The sequence below is a fragment of the Streptomyces sp. NPDC000075 genome (genome assembly GCF_040301925.1).
Classification (GTDB): Bacteria; Actinomycetota; Actinomycetes; order Streptomycetales; family Streptomycetaceae; genus Streptomyces; species Streptomyces polychromogenes.
In genome coordinates, this window is record NZ_JBEPFL010000003.1 from 78,671 (window position 1) to 98,713 (window position 20,043).

A 20,043-nucleotide genomic window follows, 5' to 3' on the forward strand; every position below is an offset into this window, starting at 1 on the left:
TCAGGTTGTACGGCCCGGCCGCGCCCCACCTCCTGTAGGTGGAGGAGGGGCGCGCGACCAGGACCGGAGTCAGCCGTCGGCCCCCAGGATCAGGCCGGAGGTCGGAACGCCCGTCCCGGCGGTGACGAGGACGTGCCCGGCTCCCGGGATCTGGTTGACGGAGGTGCCGCGCAGCTGGCGGACGCCTTCGGCGATGCCGTTCATACCGTGCAGGTAGGCCTCCCCGAGCTGGCCGCCGTGGGTGTTGAGCGGGAGCGCGCCGGCGGCCGTGAAGTCGGCGGCCTCACCGGGGCCGCAGAAGCCGAACTCCTCCAGCTGCATGAGGACGAAGGGCGTGAAGTGGTCGTAGAGGATGCCCACGTCGATGTCCGAGGGCCTTAGTCCGCTGGTCCGCCACAGCTGGCGGGCGACGACGTCCATCTCCGGGAGGCCGGTCAGGCCGTCGCGGTAGAAGGAGGTCATGCCCTCCTGGCGGCGGCCCGCGCCCTGGGCGGCGGCGGTGATCACGGCGGGTTTCCGCCGCAGGTCGCGGGCCCGCTCGGTGGTGGTGACGACGAGGGCCTGGCCGCCGTCCGTCTCCTGGCAGCAGTCCAGCAGCCGCAGGGGTTCGACGATCCAGCGGGAGGCGGCGTGGTCCGCGAGGGTGATGGGCCGGCCGTGGAAGTAGGCGGCGGGATTGTTCGCGGCGTACCTGCGGCCGGTGACGGCGACGTGCCCGAAGGCCTCGGGGGTGAGGTGGTAGGTGTGGAGGTAGCGCTGGGCGGTCATCGCCACCCAGGACGCGGGGGTGAGCAGCCCCCAGGGCAGGGACCAGCCGAGCGCCGCCCCCTCCGCCGAGGGTTCGCGCTGCTGGACGCCGGAGCCGAAGCGCCGGCCGGAGCGCTCGTTGAAGGCGCGGTAGCAGACGACGACCTCGGCGACCCCCGTGGCGACGGCCAGGGCGGCCTGCTGAACGGTGGCGCAGGCCGCGCCGCCCCCGTAGTGGATGCGGGAGAAGAAGGAGAGCTCCCCGATTCCGGCGGCCTGGGCGACCGTGATCTCGGGGCTGGTGTCCATCGTGAAGGTGACCATGCCGTCGACGTCGGCGGGGGTCAGCCCGGCGTCGTCGAGGGCCGCGTGCACCGCCTCGACGGCCAGTTTGAGTTCGCTGCGGCCGGAGTCCTTGGAGAACTCGGTCGCGCCGATGCCGACGATGGCGGCGCGGCCGCCCAGGTCGTCGCGGACTCGGGCGCTCATGCTCCGGCCCCCAGGGTGACGGTCACGGTGCCCGTGACGTGGTGTCCGAGGCGGTTGGCGCCGGTGACCCGGATCTCGGCGGTGTCCCCGTCGAGGGCGGTGACGGTGCCGGTGAGGGTCATGGTGTCGCCCGGATGGTTGGGTGCGCCGAGGCGGATGGCCACCTTGCGCAGGACGGCGTGCGGCCCGAGGTGATCGGTGATGTACCGGCCGACCAGCCCGTTGGTGGTCAGGATGTTCATGAAGATGTCGGGGGAGCCCTTCTCGCGGGCGAGCTCCGCGTCATGGTGCACGTCCTGGTAGTCACGGGAGGCGATGGCGCCCGCGACGATCAGGGTGCGGGTGACCGGGATCTCCAGCGGTGGCAGTGCGTCGCCGACGTTCATGCGTGCTCCCCCTCGGATATGAGCGCTCCCAGCTCGGACAGCAGCTCGCTGCCGCAGCCCAGGTAGGCGTCCAGCTGGCGCCCCCACAGGAAGTGCCGGTGGACGGGGTGGTCCAGGTCGGCGCCCATGCCGCCGTGCAGGTGCTGGCCCGCGTGGACGACCCGCTTGCCCGCCTCCGAGGCCCACCAGGCCGCCGTGAGGGCGTGCTCGCGCGCCGGGAGCCCCTCGTCGATGCGCCAGGCCGCCTCGTACGCGGTGACCCGGATGGCCTCGGTGTCCATGTGGGCGTCGGCCGCGCGGAGCATGACCCCTTGGTTGGTGGACAGGGGACGGCCGAACTGCTCGCGGGTGGAGGTGTACTCGACGGCGCGGGCCAGCGAGCCGGCGCAGATGCCCGCCTGGAGCCCGGCGAAGGCGGTCCGCGCGGAGGCGAGTACCGCGTCGTAAGCGTCCGGGCCGCCGAGCCGTTCCGCCGGGGCGCCGGTCAGGGTGAGGCGGCCCGCCGACCAGGGGGCGGTCGTCTCCACCGGCCGCGTCCCGACGCCGGGCGCGTCCGTCCGTACGAGCCACAGCGCGCGGTCGCGGTCCGGGACCAGGACGTGGGTGGCGTCGCGCAGCCAGGGGACGGCGGGGGCGGTGCCGCTGAGACGGCCGTCGGCGGCGGTGAACGCCCGGCGGCCGGGGAAGGCGCCGGTGGCGACCGCCTCGCCGGAGCCGAGGGCGGGCAGCAGGCGGGCGCGCTGCTCGGGGCTGCCGTGCGCGGCCACCGGCAGGATCCCGTAGGCGCAGGTCGCCGCGTACGGGACCTGGGCGGTGGTGCGCCCCTGCTCCTCCAGCAGGAGGACCAGGCCGAGGAGGCCGACCTCCTCGACGGCGGCGGTCAGGCCGGCGGAGGTGAGGGCCTTCCACAGTTCGGCGTCGCTGCCGGTGCCGGCGGCGGCGAGGCGTTCGTGTGTGGCGAGGTCGCGGAAGATCCGGGCGGCCAGGGCTGACGCCGTGGCCTGCTCCTCGGTGGGGTGGAAGTCCATGTCAGCCCGCCTCTGCGCGGAAGACGGGGAGTTCGAGGGTGTCGTCGACGCGCAGGAACTCCAGCCGGACGGGGAGGCCGATGCGCACCTTGTCGTAGGGGACCCCGGTGACGTTGCTGATCATGCGTACGCCCTCGGCCAGCTCGACCAGGGCCACCGCGTACGGGCCCCCCGCGGCGGCGGGATCCTCGTGTGCCGTGAAGGCCGGGAAGGAGGGGTGGTGCATGACCACGTACGAGAAGACGGTGCCTGTTCCGCTCGCCTCGACGGTGTCCCAGTCGGGGGAGGAGCAGGCGTTGCAGCCGGGCAGCCAGGGGAAGCGCAGGGTCGCGCAGGCGGTGCAGCGCTGGATCAGCAGCTTGTGGTCCCGGACCCCGTCCCAGAAACCCTGGTTGTCGCGGTTGATCACGGGGCGGGGGCGCTGCGGCTTCGGTGCCGCTGCGGCGCGGGCGGGGGTGCCTTGGGCCGCCGCCGGGGCGTACTTGAGGATGCGGAAGCGGTGCGTCCCGGCGAGCTCGCCGCCTGCGTGGACGTCCATCCGGGTCGTGACGAAGTGGCCCGTGCCCAGCTTGGTCGTCTTGCGCGGGGAGACCGATTCGATCACCGCGTCGAAGGTCACCTCGTCGCCGGGGCGCAGCGGGCGCAGGTACTCCTGCTCGCAGTCGGTGGCGACCACGGAGGTGCAGCCGGCGCCGTCGAGGAGGGCGAGCAGTTCGTCGTAGGAGGTGGAGCGGCCGGTGTGGCCGGAGAGCCCGCCCATCGTCCAGGCCTGGAGCATGGTGGGCGGGGCGATGGCCTCGGGACCGGTGTAGGCGGGGTTCGTGTCGCCCATGGCCTCGCACCAGTGGCGGATCATCGGCTCGTTGACCGGGTCCTTGGCCCGGCCGGCGGTGGCGGCGGGCCGGCCCTCGAAGGCCTTGAGCCTGCGGAGCAGCCCGGCTTCCGCGTCTGCGGAGGCGTCCGGGCCGGCGGCCCTCCCCTCGGGTGGCGTCCGGTCGGAGGTCATCGCTTCCTGCCCTTCATGCCGAGCCGCATCATGGCGACGATCTCGCGCTGGACCTCGCTGACCCCGCCGCCGAAGGTGTTGATCTGGGCCGCGCGGTTCATCCGCTCCAGCTCACCGCCGAGGAAGGCCTCCGGGCCGCGCAGGAGGGCGTCCTCGCCGACCACCTCCTGGCAGATCCGGTACACCTCGACGGCGGACTCGGTGCCGAGGAACTTGACCCCGCTGGCGTCTCCGGGGGCCAGGGTGCCCGCGCCCACGTCCTGGACCAGGCGCCAGTTGAGGAGGCGCACGGCGGCCAGCCGGGCGTGCGCCTCGGCGAGCCGGGCCCGGACCCAGGCCTGGTCGGCGGGGCGTTCTCCGGTGGCCGGGTCGGGGGCCCGGACGTGGGCGCGGGCGGCCTCGTAGAAGTCCTCGGCCTGCATGCCGATGGCGGCCAGGGCGACGCGCTCGTGGTTGAGCTGGTTGGTGATCAGTCCCCAGCCGCCGTGTTCGGGGCCGACGAGGTGGCCTGCGGGGACGCGGATGCCGTCGTAGTAGGTGGCCGTGGTGGTGAGCCCGCCGACGGTGTCGATCGGAGTCCAGGAGAAGCCGGGGCTGTCGGTGGGCACCAGGATGATGGAGATGCCCTTGTGCTTGGGGGCCTGTGGGTCGGTGCGGCAGGCCAGCCAGATCCAGTCGGCGTTCTGGGCGTTGGACGTGAAGATCTTCTGCCCGTCGATCAGCCAGTCGCCGTTCTCCTGGCGGACGGCGCGGGTGCGCAGGGCGGCGAGGTCGGTGCCGGCCTCGGGCTCGGAGTAGCCGATGGCGAAGACGGTCTCGCCCCGGAGGATGCGGGGCAGGAAGTAGTCCTTCTGCTCCGGGGTCCCGTACTTCATCAGGGTGGGGCCCACGGTGTTGAGGGTGACCATCGAGACGGGGGCCCCAGCCCGGTAGGCCTCGTCGAAGAAGACGAACTGCTCGTCGGGGCCCCGGCCGCGGCCTCCGTACTCGACGGGCCAGCCGAGTCCGAGCAGTCCGTCGGAGCCTATGCGGCGCAGCAGGGCGCGCTGGGCCGCGGGATCTTCGGGGACCCCGTCCGGCATCAGGTCCCGGAAGTACTCGCGCAGTTCGGCGCGTAGCCGCGACTGCCCTTCTGACGGAGCGAGGTGCACGGCCCTGGCCTCCCGGCATCGCATCGGACGAGTGGAACTGACTGTCCGTCAGATTCACCGGGGATGTCAAGGTCGGGAAGGGCCGGGAAGGGCGGGGAAGGGCCGGGAGGCCCGGCGGCGGCCGTACGGCTCCGGATGCGCCGAAGGGCGCCCGCACTACCGGACCCCAGCCGGTCCGGTCGTACGTGCGCCCCTCAGCGGTCTGCGCGGTTCAGGAGGCTCCTACCACCACGGGAGGAAGTTCACCGCCACGTTGGAGTTGGCCTGGTGGATCGCCGTGTAGGCCGAGCCGTTGACCTGGGCGGTGTTGTTCTGGTTGGACGCGCCGGCGCCGGTGGCCACCTGCTGGGAGGTGGAGGAGTTGCCGTGGTTGTTGCCGCCCACGCCACTGCCGATGACGCTGGCGACGCTCGCATTCGATCCGTCGTTCGCGAACGCGCCGTTGTCGGCCGACGCCACCCCGCCGAACAGGGCGGCGGCGAGGGGCAGCGAGGCGACGGCGGCGATGACGCGGGCGGTACGGATGCTTGCCATTCTGAATCCTCCAGAAAACCGAAGTCGGGTTTACCCCAAGGCAGTTGGCCGACCGCCTCGGTCGTTCGCGGTGCTGACGACGTCGCGAGACCAGAGTTGCCCACCGAATCCCCGGCGAACCACCCCGCAGCCTGCTATTCCCCCGCAAGCATGACCAACAAGGGATAAACGCGGTTTGCGCCCCTACCGCCTCAGCTCAACACCCCGGCCCCTGGAGAAACCCGTGCCACGCAGCGGGCGAATCGTTCCGCCAAACTCGCTCGACCCGGACATGCCGAAAAGGGCCGCGCCGTCCGGGAACCCCTCCGACTCCCGGTCCTGCGGCCCTGCCGTACCAAGCCTCACGCCCCCCGCGCGCCCCCCGAATCCGCCGGAGCGAGCCCCCGCTACGCGGCCAGCGCGACCGATTCCCGGTCCGGAGCGGGCACGAGGGCGGCGGCGGTCCTGGAGCTGCGGACGGACGGGCTCTTGCCGTGGGCCTCGGCCCGGATCCGCTGCTTGATCGTCGGAGGCAGTGAGCCGCCGCGCATCATCGCCCGCCACGTCCGCCGCGCAACCGGAACCGGGCGCCGCACGGCGGGGGCCGAAGGAGTGGCGACGCCGACCGGAGCGGCATCCGCCGGAGCCGTCCTGCCGGCCAGGCCGAGCGCGGCCAGGAGCGCCACGAGCGCGGCCAGGAAGGAGGTCCAGATCGACGTGATGCTGCTGCGGTGGGTCATGACGAACGCCTCGATTCGCGATGTTCCGACGGGCGGATCTGCATACATTCGTCATGATGTGACCGCAACCGCCCGGCTCCCACGACCCGCGCCGATCTTCCGACAAACACCACCCGGAAGGCCCAAGGCCCGTCGAACGGCACCGGAGAACGCGGGAAGGGCGCCCCTCTGCGAGGGACGCCCTTCGGGTCAGCGGATCCGCTGACGGGGTGCGGTGGGTGTGGGATTTGAACCCACGGTGACTCGCGCCACGACGGTTTTCAAGACCGTTCCCTTAGGCCGCTCGGGCAACCCACCTGGCCGGTACAGAGTACCGGGATGTGGGGGTGGGTGGGGTGGGTGTCGCCGGGGACGGGGTCAGGATGTCTGGGCCTTGTCGTAGGCCGCCTTGGCCTCGTTGCCGAAGTACGGGCCGAACATCGTGTTCGGCAGGAAGTTGTAGCCGAAGCTGTTCACCGAGACCTGCGTGCCCAGACCCGTCGACTCGTCGAAGTCCTGGAACCAGGGGCCGCCGCTGGAGCCGCCGGTCATGTTGCAGGACATGCTGTGGTCCTTGGTGAGCAGGAAGTCCTTGCCCGTGTTGGCGGCACAGTAGACGAGCTTCGTGCCGTCGTAGGGGGCGGCCGCCGGGAAGCCGAAGGAGTACATCTTCTTGTTGTAGCCACCGTTGAACAGGATGCCCTGGGCTCCGACGGTCTGGCTGAGGGTCCGGCCGTTCTGCGGGGCGACGACGGCGAGGCCGACGTCCATGTTCATGTCCTCGCTCGCCGCCCACTGATCGGTGGCGAGCGTCTTGACGGCAGGCCACTGGCCGTACGGGGCGTTCCCGTTGTCGTACCCCGGAACGAAGATCCAGTTGGTGTGCCAGGCGCCCTGGTACTTCACGCAGTGCCCGGCGGTGATGACCGTGCTGCCGTTCTGGCCGGTGACGGAGTCGCCCGAGCAGGAGGCGGTACGGCCCTGGAAGGTGAAGAACACCCGGCCCGAGGTCTTCACGACCGCCCCGCCGCCCGCCCAGGCCCCGCCGGCCTGCGGGAACGCCGTGGGGGAGGTCGGGGCCACCCGGGTGGGCGAGGCCGCCGCGGCGGGCGCCGTACGGGCTCCGCCCGGGGAGGCCGCCACGTCGAGCGGGGTGGCCTGCCGCATCCGGTCGGCCGTCCAGAAGCCGGGGGTCTGTCCGGGACGGAACGAGGAGGGCGACTCCGCGGCCGCCGACGGGGAGGGCGACTCCGCGGCTGCCGACGGGGAGGCGGCCGTCAGTGCCCCGGCGAGCAGGGCTCCTGCGGCGAGGAGGACGGACGCCGCCGTGCGATGACGATTCACGCAGGACTCCTTCTGCCGTGCCCGGACCGGAGGGAGCCGGGCAGGGTGGGTGAAGAGCTGTCGGTGCGGATCGGTTGTTCGGCTTGCGGAGGCAGGGTCGCACGGGGGCCCCAGGATGTCAGGGGCCGGTCCGGACGTTCGGTCGGTTCCGGCCAGGAAATGGCCAACTCCTCCCGCTCCGAGACGTCATGCGGTCAGGAGCACACCGGCGTACGAGACCCCCGCCACCACCACCCAGGCCCCGAGGCCCAGCAGTGCGGCACGGCCGCCGGTACGGGCCAGGGTCGGCAGGTGGACCGCGCTGCCCAGCCCGAACAGGGCCGCCGCCAGCAGGGCTTCCTGCGCCGTGTGCGCCCAGTCCAGCGCCACGTGGGGCAGCAGGCCCGTCGCGCGCACCGCGGCCGCCGCCAGGAACCCGAGGACGAACAGGGGCACCGGGGCCGGACGCTTGCCCGAGGAAGTGCGCACGCCGCGCCGCCGCGCCCGCATCGAGAAGGCCACGGCCGCCACCAGCGGGGCCAGCAGGGCCACCCGCATCAGCTTGACCAGCACGGCCTCGCCCAGCGCGCCGGGGCCGGCGGTCTGGGCCGTCGCCACCACCTGGCCGACGTCGTGGACGCTCGCACCCACCCAGCGGCCGAAGGACAGGTCGGAGAGGCCCAAGGGACCCTGAAGCAGGGGGAGTACGGCGATGGCGAGGGTGCCGCAGAGGGTGACCAGGGCCACCGAGGCGGCCACGTCCTCCTCGTCGCTTCCGGACACCTCGCTCACCGCGCCGATGGCCGAGGCACCGCAGATGGAATAGCCGGTGGCGATCAACAGCGGCTGGTCGCCCGGGAGTCCGAGACGCCGGCCCAGCCAGACCGTGCCGAAGAAGGTGGCCGCGACCACGGCGGTCACCATGGCCACCGTCGCCCAGCCGAGCCGGAGCACCTGGTCGAGGCCGAGCCCGAGGCCCAGCAGGACGATGCCGATGCGCATCAGCCGCCGCCCGGCCAGGGAAAGGCCGGGGCGGGCCGGTCCGCGTACGACGGTCCGTACGCCCGGGAGGTGCGCCACCGCGATGCCGAGCACCACGGAGGCCGTCAGCATCGGGATGCCCGGGACCAGCCGGTGCACACACCAGGCCACCAGCGCACCGCCGGCCGCCATGCCCAAACCCGGCCAGGGGGTGGGTGTTTCACGTGAAACAGGGCGGACCGCCACGCTTTGGGGGCGGTGCAAGAGCGCCATCAGTCGACCGGGAGCGTGTAGACGCGGCGGATGCTGCTGCCCAGCCGGGAGACGTCGGCCCCGTAGACGTGGATCGATATCGCCTTGGACGTACAGGAGTTGCGCACCTTGTGGATGTCACCGGGAGGGGCGAACCCGCAGACCTCACCCTGGGCGTTGACCACGTCCTCGGTGGCCACCAGGCGGGCCGCGTCGGTGCCGGGCGCGAGCCGGTAGCGGCGCTCGCTCTCCTCGCCCTGGTGAACACCGGCCACGCACCACGACACGTGGTCGTGGATGCAGGTCTCCTGCCCGGGCATCCACACCAGGGCCACGACCGAGAAGCTCCCGTCGTGCTCCGCGTGCAGGACGTGCTGGCGGTAGTGCTCCGGGTCGCCTTCCTGCTGCTCCGCCGTCAGCAGGTCCGACGCGCCCAAGTGCGGGGCGAGGCGCTCGCCGACGAGGTAGGCGGTCAGATCGGGGGCCAGCCCCCGGTCGACGACCGTGCGGATCTCACTGACGAGGGCGGCCATCCTCGTGGTCGTACGGGCCGGAACGGTGGTGGTCATACGAGCAGCGTCCGCTGACCGATCCATCACGTCCAACGACAGTTATGACCTGAAATCCCAACCACAGCTTATGGATCGGGACTGAGGGGGGCGCTGCCGGAAGTCAGCAGCCGACCCGGTTCGAGGCCACCCGCTTCAGCTCGTCGAGGACGACGGCCGTCGCCGGGATCCGCAGGTGGTCGCGGTAGACGTACGCGGCGATGTGGCGGCGGGCAGCGGGCTCCAGCACCCGGCCGCAGACCCGGTTCAGCGAGAGCGAGGGCAGGACGAGCGCGGGCATCATCGCCACCCCGAGTCCCTGCGCGACCAGGCTCTGGACCACCAGGTTGTCGTCGGTGGCGAACCGGATGTCGGGGACGAAGCCCAGTTCGGCGCACTCGTGCAGCAGGTTCGCCCGGCAGCGCGGGCAGCCGGCGATCCACTGCTCCTCGGCGAGGTCGGCCAGGTGCACCGCCCGTCGACGGGCCAGCGGGTGACCGGTCGGGAGCAGCACGGTCAGCTGGTCCTCCAGCAGCCTGACCTCGGTGACCTCCTCGGGGATCTCCTCGTGCAGCCCGGGGTAGGTGAAGGCCAGGGTGATGTCGCACTCGCCGCGCTGGAGTCTGCGCAGGGATTCCGGGGGTTCCCCTTCCAGCAGCTCGACCTGGACTCCGGGATGGTCCTTGGCGAGGCCGCTGAGGGCCTCCGGGACCAGGGTGACGTTGGCGCTGGGGAACCCGCAGACCCGTACGCGCCCGGTGCGCAGTCTCGTGTACGCCTTCAGCTGGGCCTCGGCGGCCGAGAGACTGCCGAGGATGGACTCCGCGTGCCGGGCCAGGGACTCACCGGCCTCGGTGAGCTTCATCTTCCGGCCCACACGCGTGAACAGCGGTGTGCCGACGGCGCGTTCGAGCGCCTTCATCTGCTGCGTGATCGCGGGCTGGGTGTAACCCAGAACGCGAGCGGCGGCCGAGTAGGAACCCGAGGCGACCACTTCGTGGAATGTCCGTATGTGCCGTGAATCGAACACCACCGAAGCATAAGCAGATATTGGGAGGGGCCGTAGACGGATTCCCGGCCACGGCCCCTCCCATCGAGCCACCGTCGAGCGGTGACCCGGTGCGCGCTACTTGTCGCCGACGCGCGAGCCGAGCGTGATGTCGACCGTGGTCGGCTTGCCGCCGCGCAGGTAGGTCAGCTTCACGGTGTCGCCGGGCTTGTACGTCCAGATCAGGCTGATCAGGGTCGGGCCGCTGTCGACCTGCTTGCCGCCGAACTCCGTGATGATGTCGCCGGGCTTGAGGCCCGCCTTGCCGGCCGGGCCGTTCGGGTCGACCAGCTCGTTGGCGGGGGCGCCCTGCTCGGAGATCTTGGCCCCGTCCGACTTGGCCTGGAGGTCCACGGAGACCGAGATCACCGGGTAGACGGGCTTGCCGGTCTTGATCAGCGACTCGGCGACGTTCTTGGCCTGGTTGATCGGGATGGCGAAGCCGAGGCCGATCGAGCCGGCCTGGCCGCCGCCGAAGCCGCCGCTGCCGGCCGACTGGATCGCCGAGTTGATCCCGATGACCGCGCCGCGGCCGTCGATCAGCGGACCGCCGGAGTTGCCCGGGTTGATGGAGGCGTCCGTCTGGAGCGCGCTCATGTAGGAGTTCTTGCCGCCGGAGCCGTCGCCGGAGGCCACTGGACGGTTCTTCGCGCTGACGATGCCGGTGGTGACCGTGTTGGACAGGCCGAAGGGGGCGCCGATGGCGATGGTCGGGTCGCCGACCGCGACCTTGTCGGAGTCCCCGAGCGGCAGCGGCTTCAGACCGGCGGGCGGGTTCTTCAGCTTGATGACGGCCACGTCGTAGCCCTGGGCCCGGCCCATGACCTCGGCCTCGTACTTCTTGCCGTCGGAGAAGGTGGCGGTGAGCTTGCCGCCGTTGGCGGCGGAGGCCACCACGTGGTTGTTGGTGAGGATGTGGCCCTGCTCGTCGTAGACGAACCCGGTGCCCGTACCGCCCTCGCCGTCCCCGGCCGAAGCCTCGATGGTGACGACGCTGGGCAGCGCGGCGGCGGCGAGGCCCGCGACGGAGCCGGCGTCCCGCTTGAGGTCCTTCGGGGTGCTGGGCGCGCTGATGGTGGTCGAGCCGAAGCCGCCGTGATCGCGCTGGGCCGCCCAGTAGCCGACCCCGCCGCCCACGCCGCCGGCGAGCAGGGCCGCCACCAGGACCGCCGCGACCAGCCCGCCCCGGCCCTTCGGCTTGGGCTGCGGGGCGCCGTCGGCGGTGAGCGGAACGCCCCACGCGCCGCCGCCCTGGCCGGAGCCCGCACCGTACGCGGGGGCCGCCGGGGGCGGCGGGGGCCAGGCCTCGGCGCCGTACGCGGTCCCGGCCGGGGGCGCCGGCTGGGCCGCCGGGGGCTGCTCATGGCCGTACGCCGGGGCCGTCGGCTGGACGGCCGGGGGCTGCTCGTGGCCGTACGCCGGGGGCGCGGCGGGGGGCGCCGACGGGGTGGGCGGGAGCTGCTGGGTGTGCTCAGCACCCTGGGCGGGGGCCTCGGCCGGAGCGGGGGCGTCCTGGGACGCCGGAGTGCCCGGCGCTGCCGGTCCGGGGGTCGAGGCGGCCACCGGCACGGGGGGTGCGGACGGGGCCGCGGGGGGCGTCGGGGCCGCGGTGCCCTCGTTCTCGGTGCTCACAGCGCTCTCTCCTCGTCACACACGGCTTACACGACCAACACGGCTGCTGGAAAAATCAGGCGATACCGCCCCGACATCCTCCGGGCGCCGGTCCGACTGAACGTTCGACGCACCGTAGAAGTTCCGGGGCAAAGCCTTTCCCATGAGCCGTCAGAGCACTGTAAGCCGGACCTGTGCATCCACCGCCTTCCTTTATATCCGACATATCGGACGCACCCCCAGGAGTCACCCCGACGCGCGGGAGCTCCTCGGTGGCACCATGACCGGGTGACCCACGCAACGCCGCGCCCCATCCAGGTCGTCGCCCACCGCGGCGCCTCGGAGGATGCTCCCGAGCACACCCTGGCCGCCTACCGGAAGGCCATCGAGGACGGGGCCGACGCCCTCGAATGCGACATCCGGCTGACCGCCGACGGCCATCTGGTGCTGGTCCACGACCGTCGCGTGAACCGCACCTCCAACGGCCGGGGCGCCGTTTCCGCCCTGGAGCTGGCCGAGCTGGCCGCCCTCGACTTCGGTTCCTGGAAGGACCGCGAGGAGTCCCCCGACTGGGACGCGGACCCGGAGCGGACCTCCGTGCTCACCCTGGAGCGGCTGCTGGAGCTGGTCGCGGACGCCGGGCGGCCCGTCCAGCTCGCGATCGAGACGAAACACCCCACCCGCTGGGCCGGACAGGTGGAGGAGCGGCTCCTCTTCCTCCTCAAGCGCTTCGGCCTCGACGCTCCGCCCGCCGACGGCCCCCACCCCGTCCGGGTCATGAGCTTCTCCGCCCGCTCCCTGCACCGGGTGCGCGCGGCCGCCCCGACGGTGCCGACCGTCTACCTGATGCAGTTCATCTCGCCCCGGATGCGCGACGGACGCCTGCCCGCGGGCGTACGGATCGCCGGCCCGGCCATGCGGATCGTCCGCAACCACCCCGGCTTCATCCGCAAGCTCCAGTCGGCGGGACATTCCGTACACGTGTGGACCGTGAACGATCCGGACGATGTTCAGCTATGCGCTGATCTGGGTGTAGAAGCGATCATCACGAACAGGCCCCGTCAGGTTCTGTCACAGCTCGGGCGCTGACGTCCCGTTTTGCGCACCGGCCACAGGCACCTCGGCCGTCACAGGGCGTGCCCCGGCGCATCCGTTCCGCATTCGTTGGTCATGAATGCGTCAGAGGGGCGTCCAGCAGCGGTTTCCGGTCCAGGCCATTGGGGCATCCAGACCATGGCGTGGGGCTAAGGAGGTTCCGGGGGTGGCGTTGGTGATGGCACAGGAAGTGCCCACGTCGTCGTGCATGGACATTCGCCATGGTCCTGCGGGCGTGGGCGAGGCGAGGCACCGGATGCGCGAACAGCTGCGCATCAGCGGAGTGTCCGAATCGGTCGTGGACGATGCCGTACTGATCCTTTCCGAACTCCTCAGCAACGCCTGCCGACACGGCCGGCCACTGGGCGCCCGGGACGTCGGCGACGGCGAGGTGCGCGCCGCGTGGCGCGTCGACAAGGCGGGCCGGCTGACGGTCGAGGTCACGGACGGCGGCGGCCCGACCCGCCCGGTCCCGGCCACGCCCTCGGTCACGGCGCACGGCGGCCGCGGGCTGAACATCATCAGCGCGCTGGCCCAGGACTGGGGCGTCCGCGACGGAGCGGCGGGTGAGGTCACCGTGTGGGTGATCGTCGCCCGGGGGCACCGGCACGACGACTTCGCTACGCGCGTCGCTTCCCCGGCGATCGACTTCGTCTCCGCCTTCGACGATCTCGACGCCTGAAGGTCCACCGACGGCACGCGCCCCGGCGGCCCGGCCCGCACCACCGGCCGCCCTCGGACGCGGCCTTCCGGGAGCGCACGCCGACCGTGCTCCCGGCCGCACCCCACCGGTTCCGGCGGTACGAACGGCTAGGCTCGCGCCCAGAGACACCGCCGTACCGCCGCAACCGGGAGACACCCACGATGGCCAAGAAGCGCCCCGCCGCGAAGACCGCGAAGCCGCAGCTCGACAACGGGGAGATCCCGGTGGTGGGCGCGCGCGAGCCCTGCCCCTGCGGTTCCGGGCGCCGCTACAAGGCCTGTCACGGCGCGGCCGCCGCCCACGCCGTCACCGAGCACGTGAAGCGCCCCTTCGAGGGACTGCCGGGCGAGTGCGACTGGGTGGCGCTGCGCGAGCTCGTCCCCGCGGCCACCGTGCCCCTGTCCCTCAGGGGCGGCCTGCCCGAGGGCGTCCCGTCCGTCACGCTGGTGACCGTCCTGCCCATGGCCTGGCCCGCCCTGCGCCGCGAGGACGGCTCCGTCCTGCTCGGCCTGCAGAACGAGTCGTCCTCCGGGGACCTGGCCCGCGACATGGCCGACACCCTGGAGCGGGCGCTCGCCACCGAGCCGGGCAACCCGGTCCCGGCCCGGCGCGTGCCCGCCGAGGGTCCCCGACTTCAGGATCTCCTCGACCCGGACGGCGTTTTCGAGCCGGTTGTCCACACGGGCTTCGAATTCTGGATCCCGGACGCGGAAAGCGCCCAGAACGCCTCCCCGGAGATCGCCGCCTCGCTGGAGCGCGCCAACGCCGCCGCCATCCCGACCGTCAAGCTCACGGGCGTGGACGCGGCCTACTGGTGCGAGACCCCGGACAAGAACCACCTGCGCTGGGTCATGCCGCACCCGGAGGAGAAGCTGCTGGACGCGCTCGCGCGACTGCACGCCGCGGGCACCTCCTCCCTCGGAGAGGGCACCAAGCTCGTCGGGTCCTTCCGCGCCCACGGCCTGATGGTGCCGGTCTGGGACCTGCCCACCGGGGTCACCGCCGAGGACGTGGAGAAGCCCGCCGCCGAGCTGGCGGAGCGCCTGGCCACGGCCCTGACCAGCGACGCACCGCTGACCGCGGAGGAGCGCCGGGCACGCGGCGGGCTCACCAACCGCCAGGTGACGCTGAGCTGACGCACACCCGGCGGGCGCGTGACCCGCGTGCGGCGCACGGCCGCGCGCGGGTCCGGTGACCGGTGTCACAACTCCCGCTAATCGCCTGCAAATCGATGTCTGAATATCAGAGATCGAATTTGCGAACAGGCGATCTCTTGTTACCGTTCTTGTAGCCCGGTCGCTGGTGCATCCCCCGTCGCCAGCGACCGGGCCTCTGTCTTTCGGCGGTGCTCAACCGCCTGACGGTGCCGGTGAGTTGCTCCCGGACCGCAGCAGCAGCCGCCCTTCATCATCCGGAACTGCAAACTCCGCTACGGCCGAGTAGGCGTCCGGTGCCCCCGCGGACTCGCCCCGGGGCGTCTCGCACAGCCCCGGCTCGTCCCCCGCCGCGACCGCGCAGCGGATCTGCACCGTCCGCCCCGCCGGCCCCATCACCGTCAGCACGGCGTCCAACGCGCGGCCGCTGGTGTTGCGGTAGTAGCTCCGGCCCCAGGTGCGGCCCTCGCTCGCCAGCACGCACGTCTGCGCTTCCAGCCCCTGCGGGGCCGTGAGTTCGGGACCGCAGCGGGAATCGGTACGGGGCTGCTCGGGCGGACCGGGGCGCGCGGGGTCGGTGGCGGGCCGCGCGCCGCCCCCCGTGCGGGAGGAGTGGGAAAGGCCGAGCGAGGTGAACAACCCCCCGCCTTTTCCGTCACCCTGACCGGCGAAATCCGGCCCGGCGATCGCTCCGGCCAGGGGAAGCGACAAGATGATCAACACACCGGCGCCGATACCGATCAGGCGGAGATTCATTCGCCGAAGATAGCGACGCGGGAATGGGGCGCGGAGATGCCCGCGCCCAATTCCCTTGGAAACCCGCCGCGCTGGCACCCGTACGAGTGATGAGCCGGTCGCGACGGGAGTGATGAGCCGGTCGCGAGGGAGCTCGTCCGCGAACCGGCCCGTGCCACTCAGTACGCGAGCCGGCTGCCACCGCCGGGAGCACTGCTGCTCGCCTCGACGAGCGCGTCCACGAGCGCCTCCACCTCCGGCAGCCACAGCTCGCCCGATCCGGGGTGACGGGGCTCGGGCTCCCGCTCCCAGCGGACCTCCCCGCCGCCGGACGCCGGCGAGGGCGGCAGCAGCAGGTACCCGCCCTCGCCGTGGAAGCGCAGCGAGGAGGGCACGTGGTCCTTGGCGTAGAGGAGTTCGCCGAGCCGCTCCAGGGAGTACGGCGCGACGAGCAGGGACCACCGGGTGGGCGTGGCGACGACCGGACCGAGCCGCATGCCCCGCGCGTCGAGCCGTACGACGGCACGCGCGGCCGCCCTCGCCGGCAGGCTCACCGCGCACGGCGCGGCCCCGCCGGTGGCCAGCAGCACCGGGGCGGACGGCCGCCTGCCCCACCACCAGGCCACCATCCGGGCGTCGGTGGTGGCGGCGAGCAGCCCGGGGTCGAAGGGATGGGCCCCCGGCACCACGCAGTCGGGGTCGGGACAGGCACAGCGCCGGCTGTCGGTGGCGTGCCGGCCCACGCCCGGCAGTACGGGCCACTGCCGGACGGTGGCGCAGGTCAGCGCCTCGTCGAGGAGGGACGGAGCCGCGCCGGCCCCGGTCTCCGCGGCGGGGCGGGAGGCGGGGCTCGGGAACTTCAAGCGATCGCGGAGCCGCTGGAGACGCCTTCCGAGGATCTCGCGCATGAGCGCTCGTTCCTTTCCGTTGAACGTCGAGGGCCACATCACACCACGTGAGCGGTGTTTCACCACACGTACACGTTTCGCGTCACTAGTCCGCCAGAAGCAGGTTCACACGGTTCGTGCAGTTGTCTTACGGGTGTCTTACGGGTCCGTCAAACGTCCGGCGGGGGCCCGGAACGAGCGGTCCGAGCGACCCGCGCCGGCATCGAGACCGGCTGCCGCCGCTTAGGACGACGGCCCGGCCCGGGCGGTTCCCGGCGGTGCCGGGGGCTTCAACTGGCCCCGGGCACTAGCGACTACGTACCCGGACCCCTCGGAGCGCCTGTCCAGTCGATCGCAAAAACCGCTCGCATCCAGCTTTTTCCAGCCAAGTTTTAGCCCCGGCTGGACAGTGAGTTGCCGCCCCACGGACACCAGGATTCCCACTGGGACAATGCTGGACATCGATCCTCGGGTGCGTGTAGATGTGGATCCATTGATGGCGGCGCAGCACGATCTGGGGGTTTGCGATGCTATATGGCGAATCGCACCAGGTGGAAAGGCGGACGCCATGAGCGCCCCGCATCTGCCGAAAGTGGCTGGAATCGATCCAGCAGTTACATCATCAGCGCAGACTGCCGCGCCCACGCCCGGCCCCCTGTCCGCCGTGGCGGCCACCGCCGCCCGGACCGCCCCCGCCCAGGCCCCACCGCCTGCCGCGAGCAGCGTCATCCAGGACCGGCTGGCGGGCATGGTCTCCGACCTCACCACCCTCCACGAACTGACCGAGCGCCTCGCCCGGGCCAGTGACCTCGACTCCTCCCTCCGGGAGTTCCTGCGCGCCGGGGCCGCGCTGGTCGGAGCCCGCCGCGGACTCGTGGTGCTGGAGCCCTCCGACGGACTCGGCCCCACCTCCACCATCGGCCTCGGCCTGGGCCGCGCCGACCTCGGCCACATCGAGACCGTGCCGCGCAGCGCCACCTCGTACGGCCGCATCCTCGACGGACTCCCCGACGCCCACGGCGGCTCCGAGGTGCTCCCCGAACCCGGCACGGAGGCCGTCCCCGGCTCCGGCGGCTACGAGCCCCCCGTGGACCCCCGCCACCGGGAGGTCGCGGCCCGGCTCGGCTACGCGGCCAGCTACGCGCTGCCGCTGACCGCCGACGCCGCCGGCCGGCTCGGCGCGGCCGTCTGGCTCTACGACGAACAGGCCGAGCCGAGCGACCGCCAGCGCGACCTGGTGGGCCTCTACGTCCGGCATGCCGCCGAACACCTGGCCCGGATGCTGGAGGTGGACCGCTCCCGCACCCGCCTGGCCACCGTCTTTGAGGAACTGCTGCCCAGCCGCCTGCCCCGGATCCCCGGGGTCCAGCTCGCCGCCCGGCACCGCACCGGTCCGCTCGGCGGCGGAGACTGGTACGACGCGCTGCCGCTGCCCGAGGGCGCCATGGGTCTCGCCGTCGGATCGGTCACCGGATCCGGCCCGAGCGCCGTCGCCGCCATGGGCCGGCTACGGGCCTCGCTGCGCGCGTACGCCGTCATGGAGGGGGAGGACCCCGTCGCGGTCCTGTCCGACCTGGAGCTCCTGCTGCGGCTGACCGAGCCCGCCCGCTCGGCCACCGCCCTCTTCGCGTACTGCGAGCCCGCCGCCCGCAAGATCATCCTGGCCGGGGCGGGCCACACCCCGCCGCTGCTCATCGGCGAGCGGCGCACCGAGTACGTCGAGACCTCCCTCTCGGCACCGCTGGGGATGCTGGCCTGCTGGGAAGCGCCCAGCGTGGAGATCGAGCCCGCGTCCGGAGAAACGGTGCTGCTGTACACGGACGGGCTGCTGCGGCGCACCGGCGACCCCATGGACCGCGCCTACGCCAGGCTGCACGCGGCCGCGGCCGGGGTCCCACGCGCCCTGCGGGACGATCCGGCGGCCCTCTGCGACCACATCCTGCGCACGGTGCTCCCCGAGGACGGGACCGGCCCGGCCGCCCCGGACGCGTACCGGGACACCGAGGACGTCGTCCTGCTCGCGGCCCGGTTCGACTGACCGGCCGGCCCTCAGGGCGGGCGCCCGTTTTGGCTGATATGTCACAGGACTGGCCGGGCGCCGCCCCCTCACACATACGATGAACGGGGTTCGCACCCGGACCCGTGCGTGTCGTATCGGCTGAGGAGATGACGTGGCTGACGAGCTCACCCCGGAGACCCCGGAAGAAGAGCAGCCCCAGAAGAAGCACAAGCAGCGCAAGAACGGGCTGTACCCGGGCGTCAGCGAAGAGCTCGCGGAGAGCATGCGCACCGGCTGGGCGGACACCGAGCTGCACGGCCTGGAGCCCATCGCGCAGGCCGGCCACACGGCCGACCGCCGCGCCGCGCTCTCCGCGCGCTTCCCCGGTGAGCGTCTGGTGATCCCGGCGGGCCGGCTGAAGACCCGCTCGAACGACACCGAGTACCCCTTCCGCGCCTCCACCGAGTACGCGTACCTCACCGGCGACCAGACCGAGAACGGCGTCCTGGTCCTGGAGCCCACGGAGACCGGCCACGAGGCCACGGTCTACCTGCTGCCCCGCTCCGACCGCGAGAACGGCGAGTTCTGGCTGTCGGGCCAGGGCGAGCTGTGGGTCGGCCGCCGCCACTCCCTCGCCGAGGCCGGGCAGCTCCTGGGCATCCCGGCGAAGGACGTCCGCGAGCTGCCCGAGGCCCTGACCGAGGCCACCGGCCCGGTCCGCGCCGTCCGCGGCCACGACGCGGTGATCGAGGCCGCCCTCACCGACAAGGTGACCAAGGAGCGCGACGAGGAACTGCGCGTCTACCTCTCCGAGGCCCGCGCCGTGAAGGACGCCTTCGAGATCGGCGAGCTGCAGAAGGCCGTGGACTCCACCGTCCGCGGCTTCGAGGACGTCGTGAAGGTCCTCGACAAGGCCGAGGCCACGTCCGAGCGCTACATCGAGGGCACCTTCTTCCTGCGCGCCCGCGTCGAGGGCAACGACGTCGGCTACGGCACCATCGCCGCCGCCGGCGCGCACGCCTGCACCCTGCACTGGGTCCGCAACGACGGCGCCGTCCGCTCCGGCGACCTGCTGCTCCTCGACGCCGGCGTGGAGACCCACTCCCTCTACACCGCCGACGTCACGCGCACGCTGCCGATCAACGGCACGTACACCGACATCCAGCGCAAGATCTACGACGCGGTGTACGAGGCCCAGGAAGCCGGCATCGCCGCCGTCAAGCCGGGTGCGAAGTACCGCGACTTCCACGACGCCGCCCAGCACGTGCTGGCCGAGAAGCTCGTCGAGTGGGGCCTGCTGGAGGGCCCGGTCGAGCGCGTCCTGGAGCTCGGGCTGCAGCGCCGCTGGACCCTGCACGGCACCGGCCACATGCTGGGCCTCGACGTCCACGACTGCGCCGCCGCGCGCACCGAGGCGTACGTCGACGGCACCCTGGAGCCGGGCATGTGCCTGACCGTCGAGCCGGGCCTGTACTTCCAGGCCGACGACCTGACCGTGCCCGAGGAGTACCGGGGCATCGGCGTCCGGATCGAGGACGACATCCTCGTCACCGAGGACGGCAACCGGAACCTGTCGGCCGGCCTGCCCCGCACCTCGGTCGAGGTCGAGGCCTGGATGGCGCGGCTCAAGGGCTGACGCCGCCGGTATAGACGCGGGGCGGGGGAGCC

The 20,043-nt window shown here is 72.5% G+C and carries 19 protein-coding genes and 1 tRNA gene; 5 read left to right on the top strand and 15 right to left on the bottom strand.

Annotated features, from left to right (window positions below; translation table 11 throughout):
• Positions 1 to 69 precede the first annotated feature (69 nt).
• From ABT403_RS04560 to ABT403_RS04620, 13 genes are all read right to left on the bottom strand, one after another.
• Positions 70 to 1,236, bottom strand: a complete 1,167-nt coding sequence (locus ABT403_RS04560; protein ID WP_344160570.1) for a lipid-transfer protein — start codon at positions 1,234 to 1,236, stop codon at positions 70 to 72.
• Entirely contained in the window at positions 1,233 to 1,622 is a 390-nt protein-coding gene (locus tag ABT403_RS04565) for a MaoC family dehydratase (protein WP_344160567.1), read from the bottom strand. The genes ABT403_RS04560 and ABT403_RS04565 overlap by 4 nt, the downstream gene beginning before the upstream one ends.
• On the bottom strand, positions 1,619 to 2,650 hold the full coding sequence (locus tag ABT403_RS04570; protein WP_344160564.1) for an acyl-CoA dehydrogenase family protein: 1,032 nt from the start codon (positions 2,648 to 2,650) through the stop codon (positions 1,619 to 1,621). Before ABT403_RS04570 ends, ABT403_RS04565 begins: the two co-directional genes overlap by 4 nt.
• Position 2,651: 1 nt before the next feature.
• Positions 2,652 to 3,656: a bifunctional MaoC family dehydratase N-terminal/OB-fold nucleic acid binding domain-containing protein gene (locus ABT403_RS04575; RefSeq protein WP_344160561.1), complete on the bottom strand. Its 1,005-nt coding sequence runs from the start codon at positions 3,654 to 3,656 to the stop codon at positions 2,652 to 2,654.
• Entirely contained in the window at positions 3,653 to 4,807 is a 1,155-nt protein-coding gene (locus ABT403_RS04580; protein ID WP_344160558.1) for an acyl-CoA dehydrogenase family protein, read from the bottom strand. The genes ABT403_RS04575 and ABT403_RS04580 overlap by 4 nt, the downstream gene beginning before the upstream one ends.
• 222 nt (positions 4,808 to 5,029) lie before the next feature.
• A complete protein-coding gene (locus ABT403_RS04585; RefSeq protein WP_344160555.1) occupies positions 5,030 to 5,341 on the bottom strand; it encodes a hypothetical protein in 312 nt (103 codons plus the stop codon).
• Positions 5,342 to 5,727: 386 nt separating this feature from the next.
• Complete coding sequence (locus ABT403_RS04590; protein WP_344160552.1) at positions 5,728 to 6,060, bottom strand: DUF6344 domain-containing protein; 333 nt, start codon at positions 6,058 to 6,060, stop codon at positions 5,728 to 5,730.
• A gap of 212 nt (positions 6,061 to 6,272) precedes the next feature.
• Positions 6,273 to 6,357: transfer RNA gene (locus ABT403_RS04595), tRNA-Ser, on the bottom strand.
• A gap of 60 nt (positions 6,358 to 6,417) precedes the next feature.
• Positions 6,418 to 7,383 carry a trypsin-like serine peptidase gene (locus tag ABT403_RS04600; protein ID WP_344160549.1) on the bottom strand — a complete coding sequence of 322 codons (966 nt, stop codon included), beginning with the start codon at positions 7,381 to 7,383 and terminating at the stop codon, positions 6,418 to 6,420.
• A 186-nt stretch (positions 7,384 to 7,569) separates the two neighbouring features.
• Positions 7,570 to 8,616, bottom strand: coding sequence for a YeiH family protein (locus tag ABT403_RS04605; protein WP_344160546.1), 1,047 nt, complete (start codon positions 8,614 to 8,616; stop codon positions 7,570 to 7,572).
• On the bottom strand, positions 8,616 to 9,164 hold the full coding sequence (locus ABT403_RS04610; protein WP_344160543.1) for a cysteine dioxygenase family protein: 549 nt from the start codon (positions 9,162 to 9,164) through the stop codon (positions 8,616 to 8,618). The genes ABT403_RS04605 and ABT403_RS04610 overlap by 1 nt, the downstream gene beginning before the upstream one ends.
• A gap of 103 nt (positions 9,165 to 9,267) precedes the next feature.
• Positions 9,268 to 10,173, bottom strand: coding sequence for a LysR family transcriptional regulator (locus ABT403_RS04615; protein WP_344160541.1), 906 nt, complete (start codon positions 10,171 to 10,173; stop codon positions 9,268 to 9,270).
• 96 nt (positions 10,174 to 10,269) lie between these two features.
• Positions 10,270 to 11,823 carry a S1C family serine protease gene (locus ABT403_RS04620; RefSeq protein ID WP_344160539.1) on the bottom strand — a complete coding sequence of 518 codons (1,554 nt, stop codon included), beginning with the start codon at positions 11,821 to 11,823 and terminating at the stop codon, positions 10,270 to 10,272.
• Positions 11,824 to 12,090: 267 nt separating this feature from the next.
• On the opposite strand from ABT403_RS04620, the gene ABT403_RS04625 reads away from it, so the two are divergent.
• From ABT403_RS04625 to ABT403_RS04635, 3 genes are all read left to right on the top strand, one after another.
• Positions 12,091 to 12,891: a glycerophosphodiester phosphodiesterase gene (locus ABT403_RS04625; protein WP_344160536.1), complete on the top strand. Its 801-nt coding sequence runs from the start codon at positions 12,091 to 12,093 to the stop codon at positions 12,889 to 12,891.
• Between the two features lie 85 nt (positions 12,892 to 12,976).
• On the top strand, positions 12,977 to 13,579 hold the full coding sequence (locus ABT403_RS04630; protein WP_344160533.1) for an ATP-binding protein: 603 nt from the start codon (positions 12,977 to 12,979) through the stop codon (positions 13,577 to 13,579).
• Positions 13,580 to 13,761: 182 nt separating this feature from the next.
• Positions 13,762 to 14,736, top strand: coding sequence for a DUF5926 family protein (locus ABT403_RS04635; protein ID WP_344160530.1), 975 nt, complete (start codon positions 13,762 to 13,764; stop codon positions 14,734 to 14,736).
• A 213-nt stretch (positions 14,737 to 14,949) separates the two neighbouring features.
• Here ABT403_RS04635 and ABT403_RS04640 read toward each other — a convergent pair whose 3' ends face one another.
• Together ABT403_RS04640 and ABT403_RS04645 are read right to left on the bottom strand one after the other, a co-directional pair.
• A complete protein-coding gene (locus tag ABT403_RS04640; protein WP_344160527.1) occupies positions 14,950 to 15,510 on the bottom strand; it encodes a hypothetical protein in 561 nt (186 codons plus the stop codon).
• 158 nt (positions 15,511 to 15,668) lie between these two features.
• Positions 15,669 to 16,397, bottom strand: a complete 729-nt coding sequence (locus ABT403_RS04645) for a bifunctional DNA primase/polymerase (protein ID WP_344160524.1) — start codon at positions 16,395 to 16,397, stop codon at positions 15,669 to 15,671.
• 430 nt (positions 16,398 to 16,827) lie between these two features.
• Here ABT403_RS04645 and ABT403_RS04650 point away from each other — a divergent pair, with 430 nt between their 5' ends.
• Together ABT403_RS04650 and ABT403_RS04655 are read left to right on the top strand one after the other, a co-directional pair.
• Positions 16,828 to 18,414 carry a PP2C family protein-serine/threonine phosphatase gene (locus ABT403_RS04650; RefSeq protein ID WP_344160521.1) on the top strand — a complete coding sequence of 529 codons (1,587 nt, stop codon included), beginning with the start codon at positions 16,828 to 16,830 and terminating at the stop codon, positions 18,412 to 18,414.
• A 133-nt stretch (positions 18,415 to 18,547) separates the two neighbouring features.
• Positions 18,548 to 20,011: an aminopeptidase P family protein gene (locus tag ABT403_RS04655; RefSeq protein WP_344160518.1), complete on the top strand. Its 1,464-nt coding sequence runs from the start codon at positions 18,548 to 18,550 to the stop codon at positions 20,009 to 20,011.
• Positions 20,012 to 20,043 lie beyond the last annotated feature (32 nt).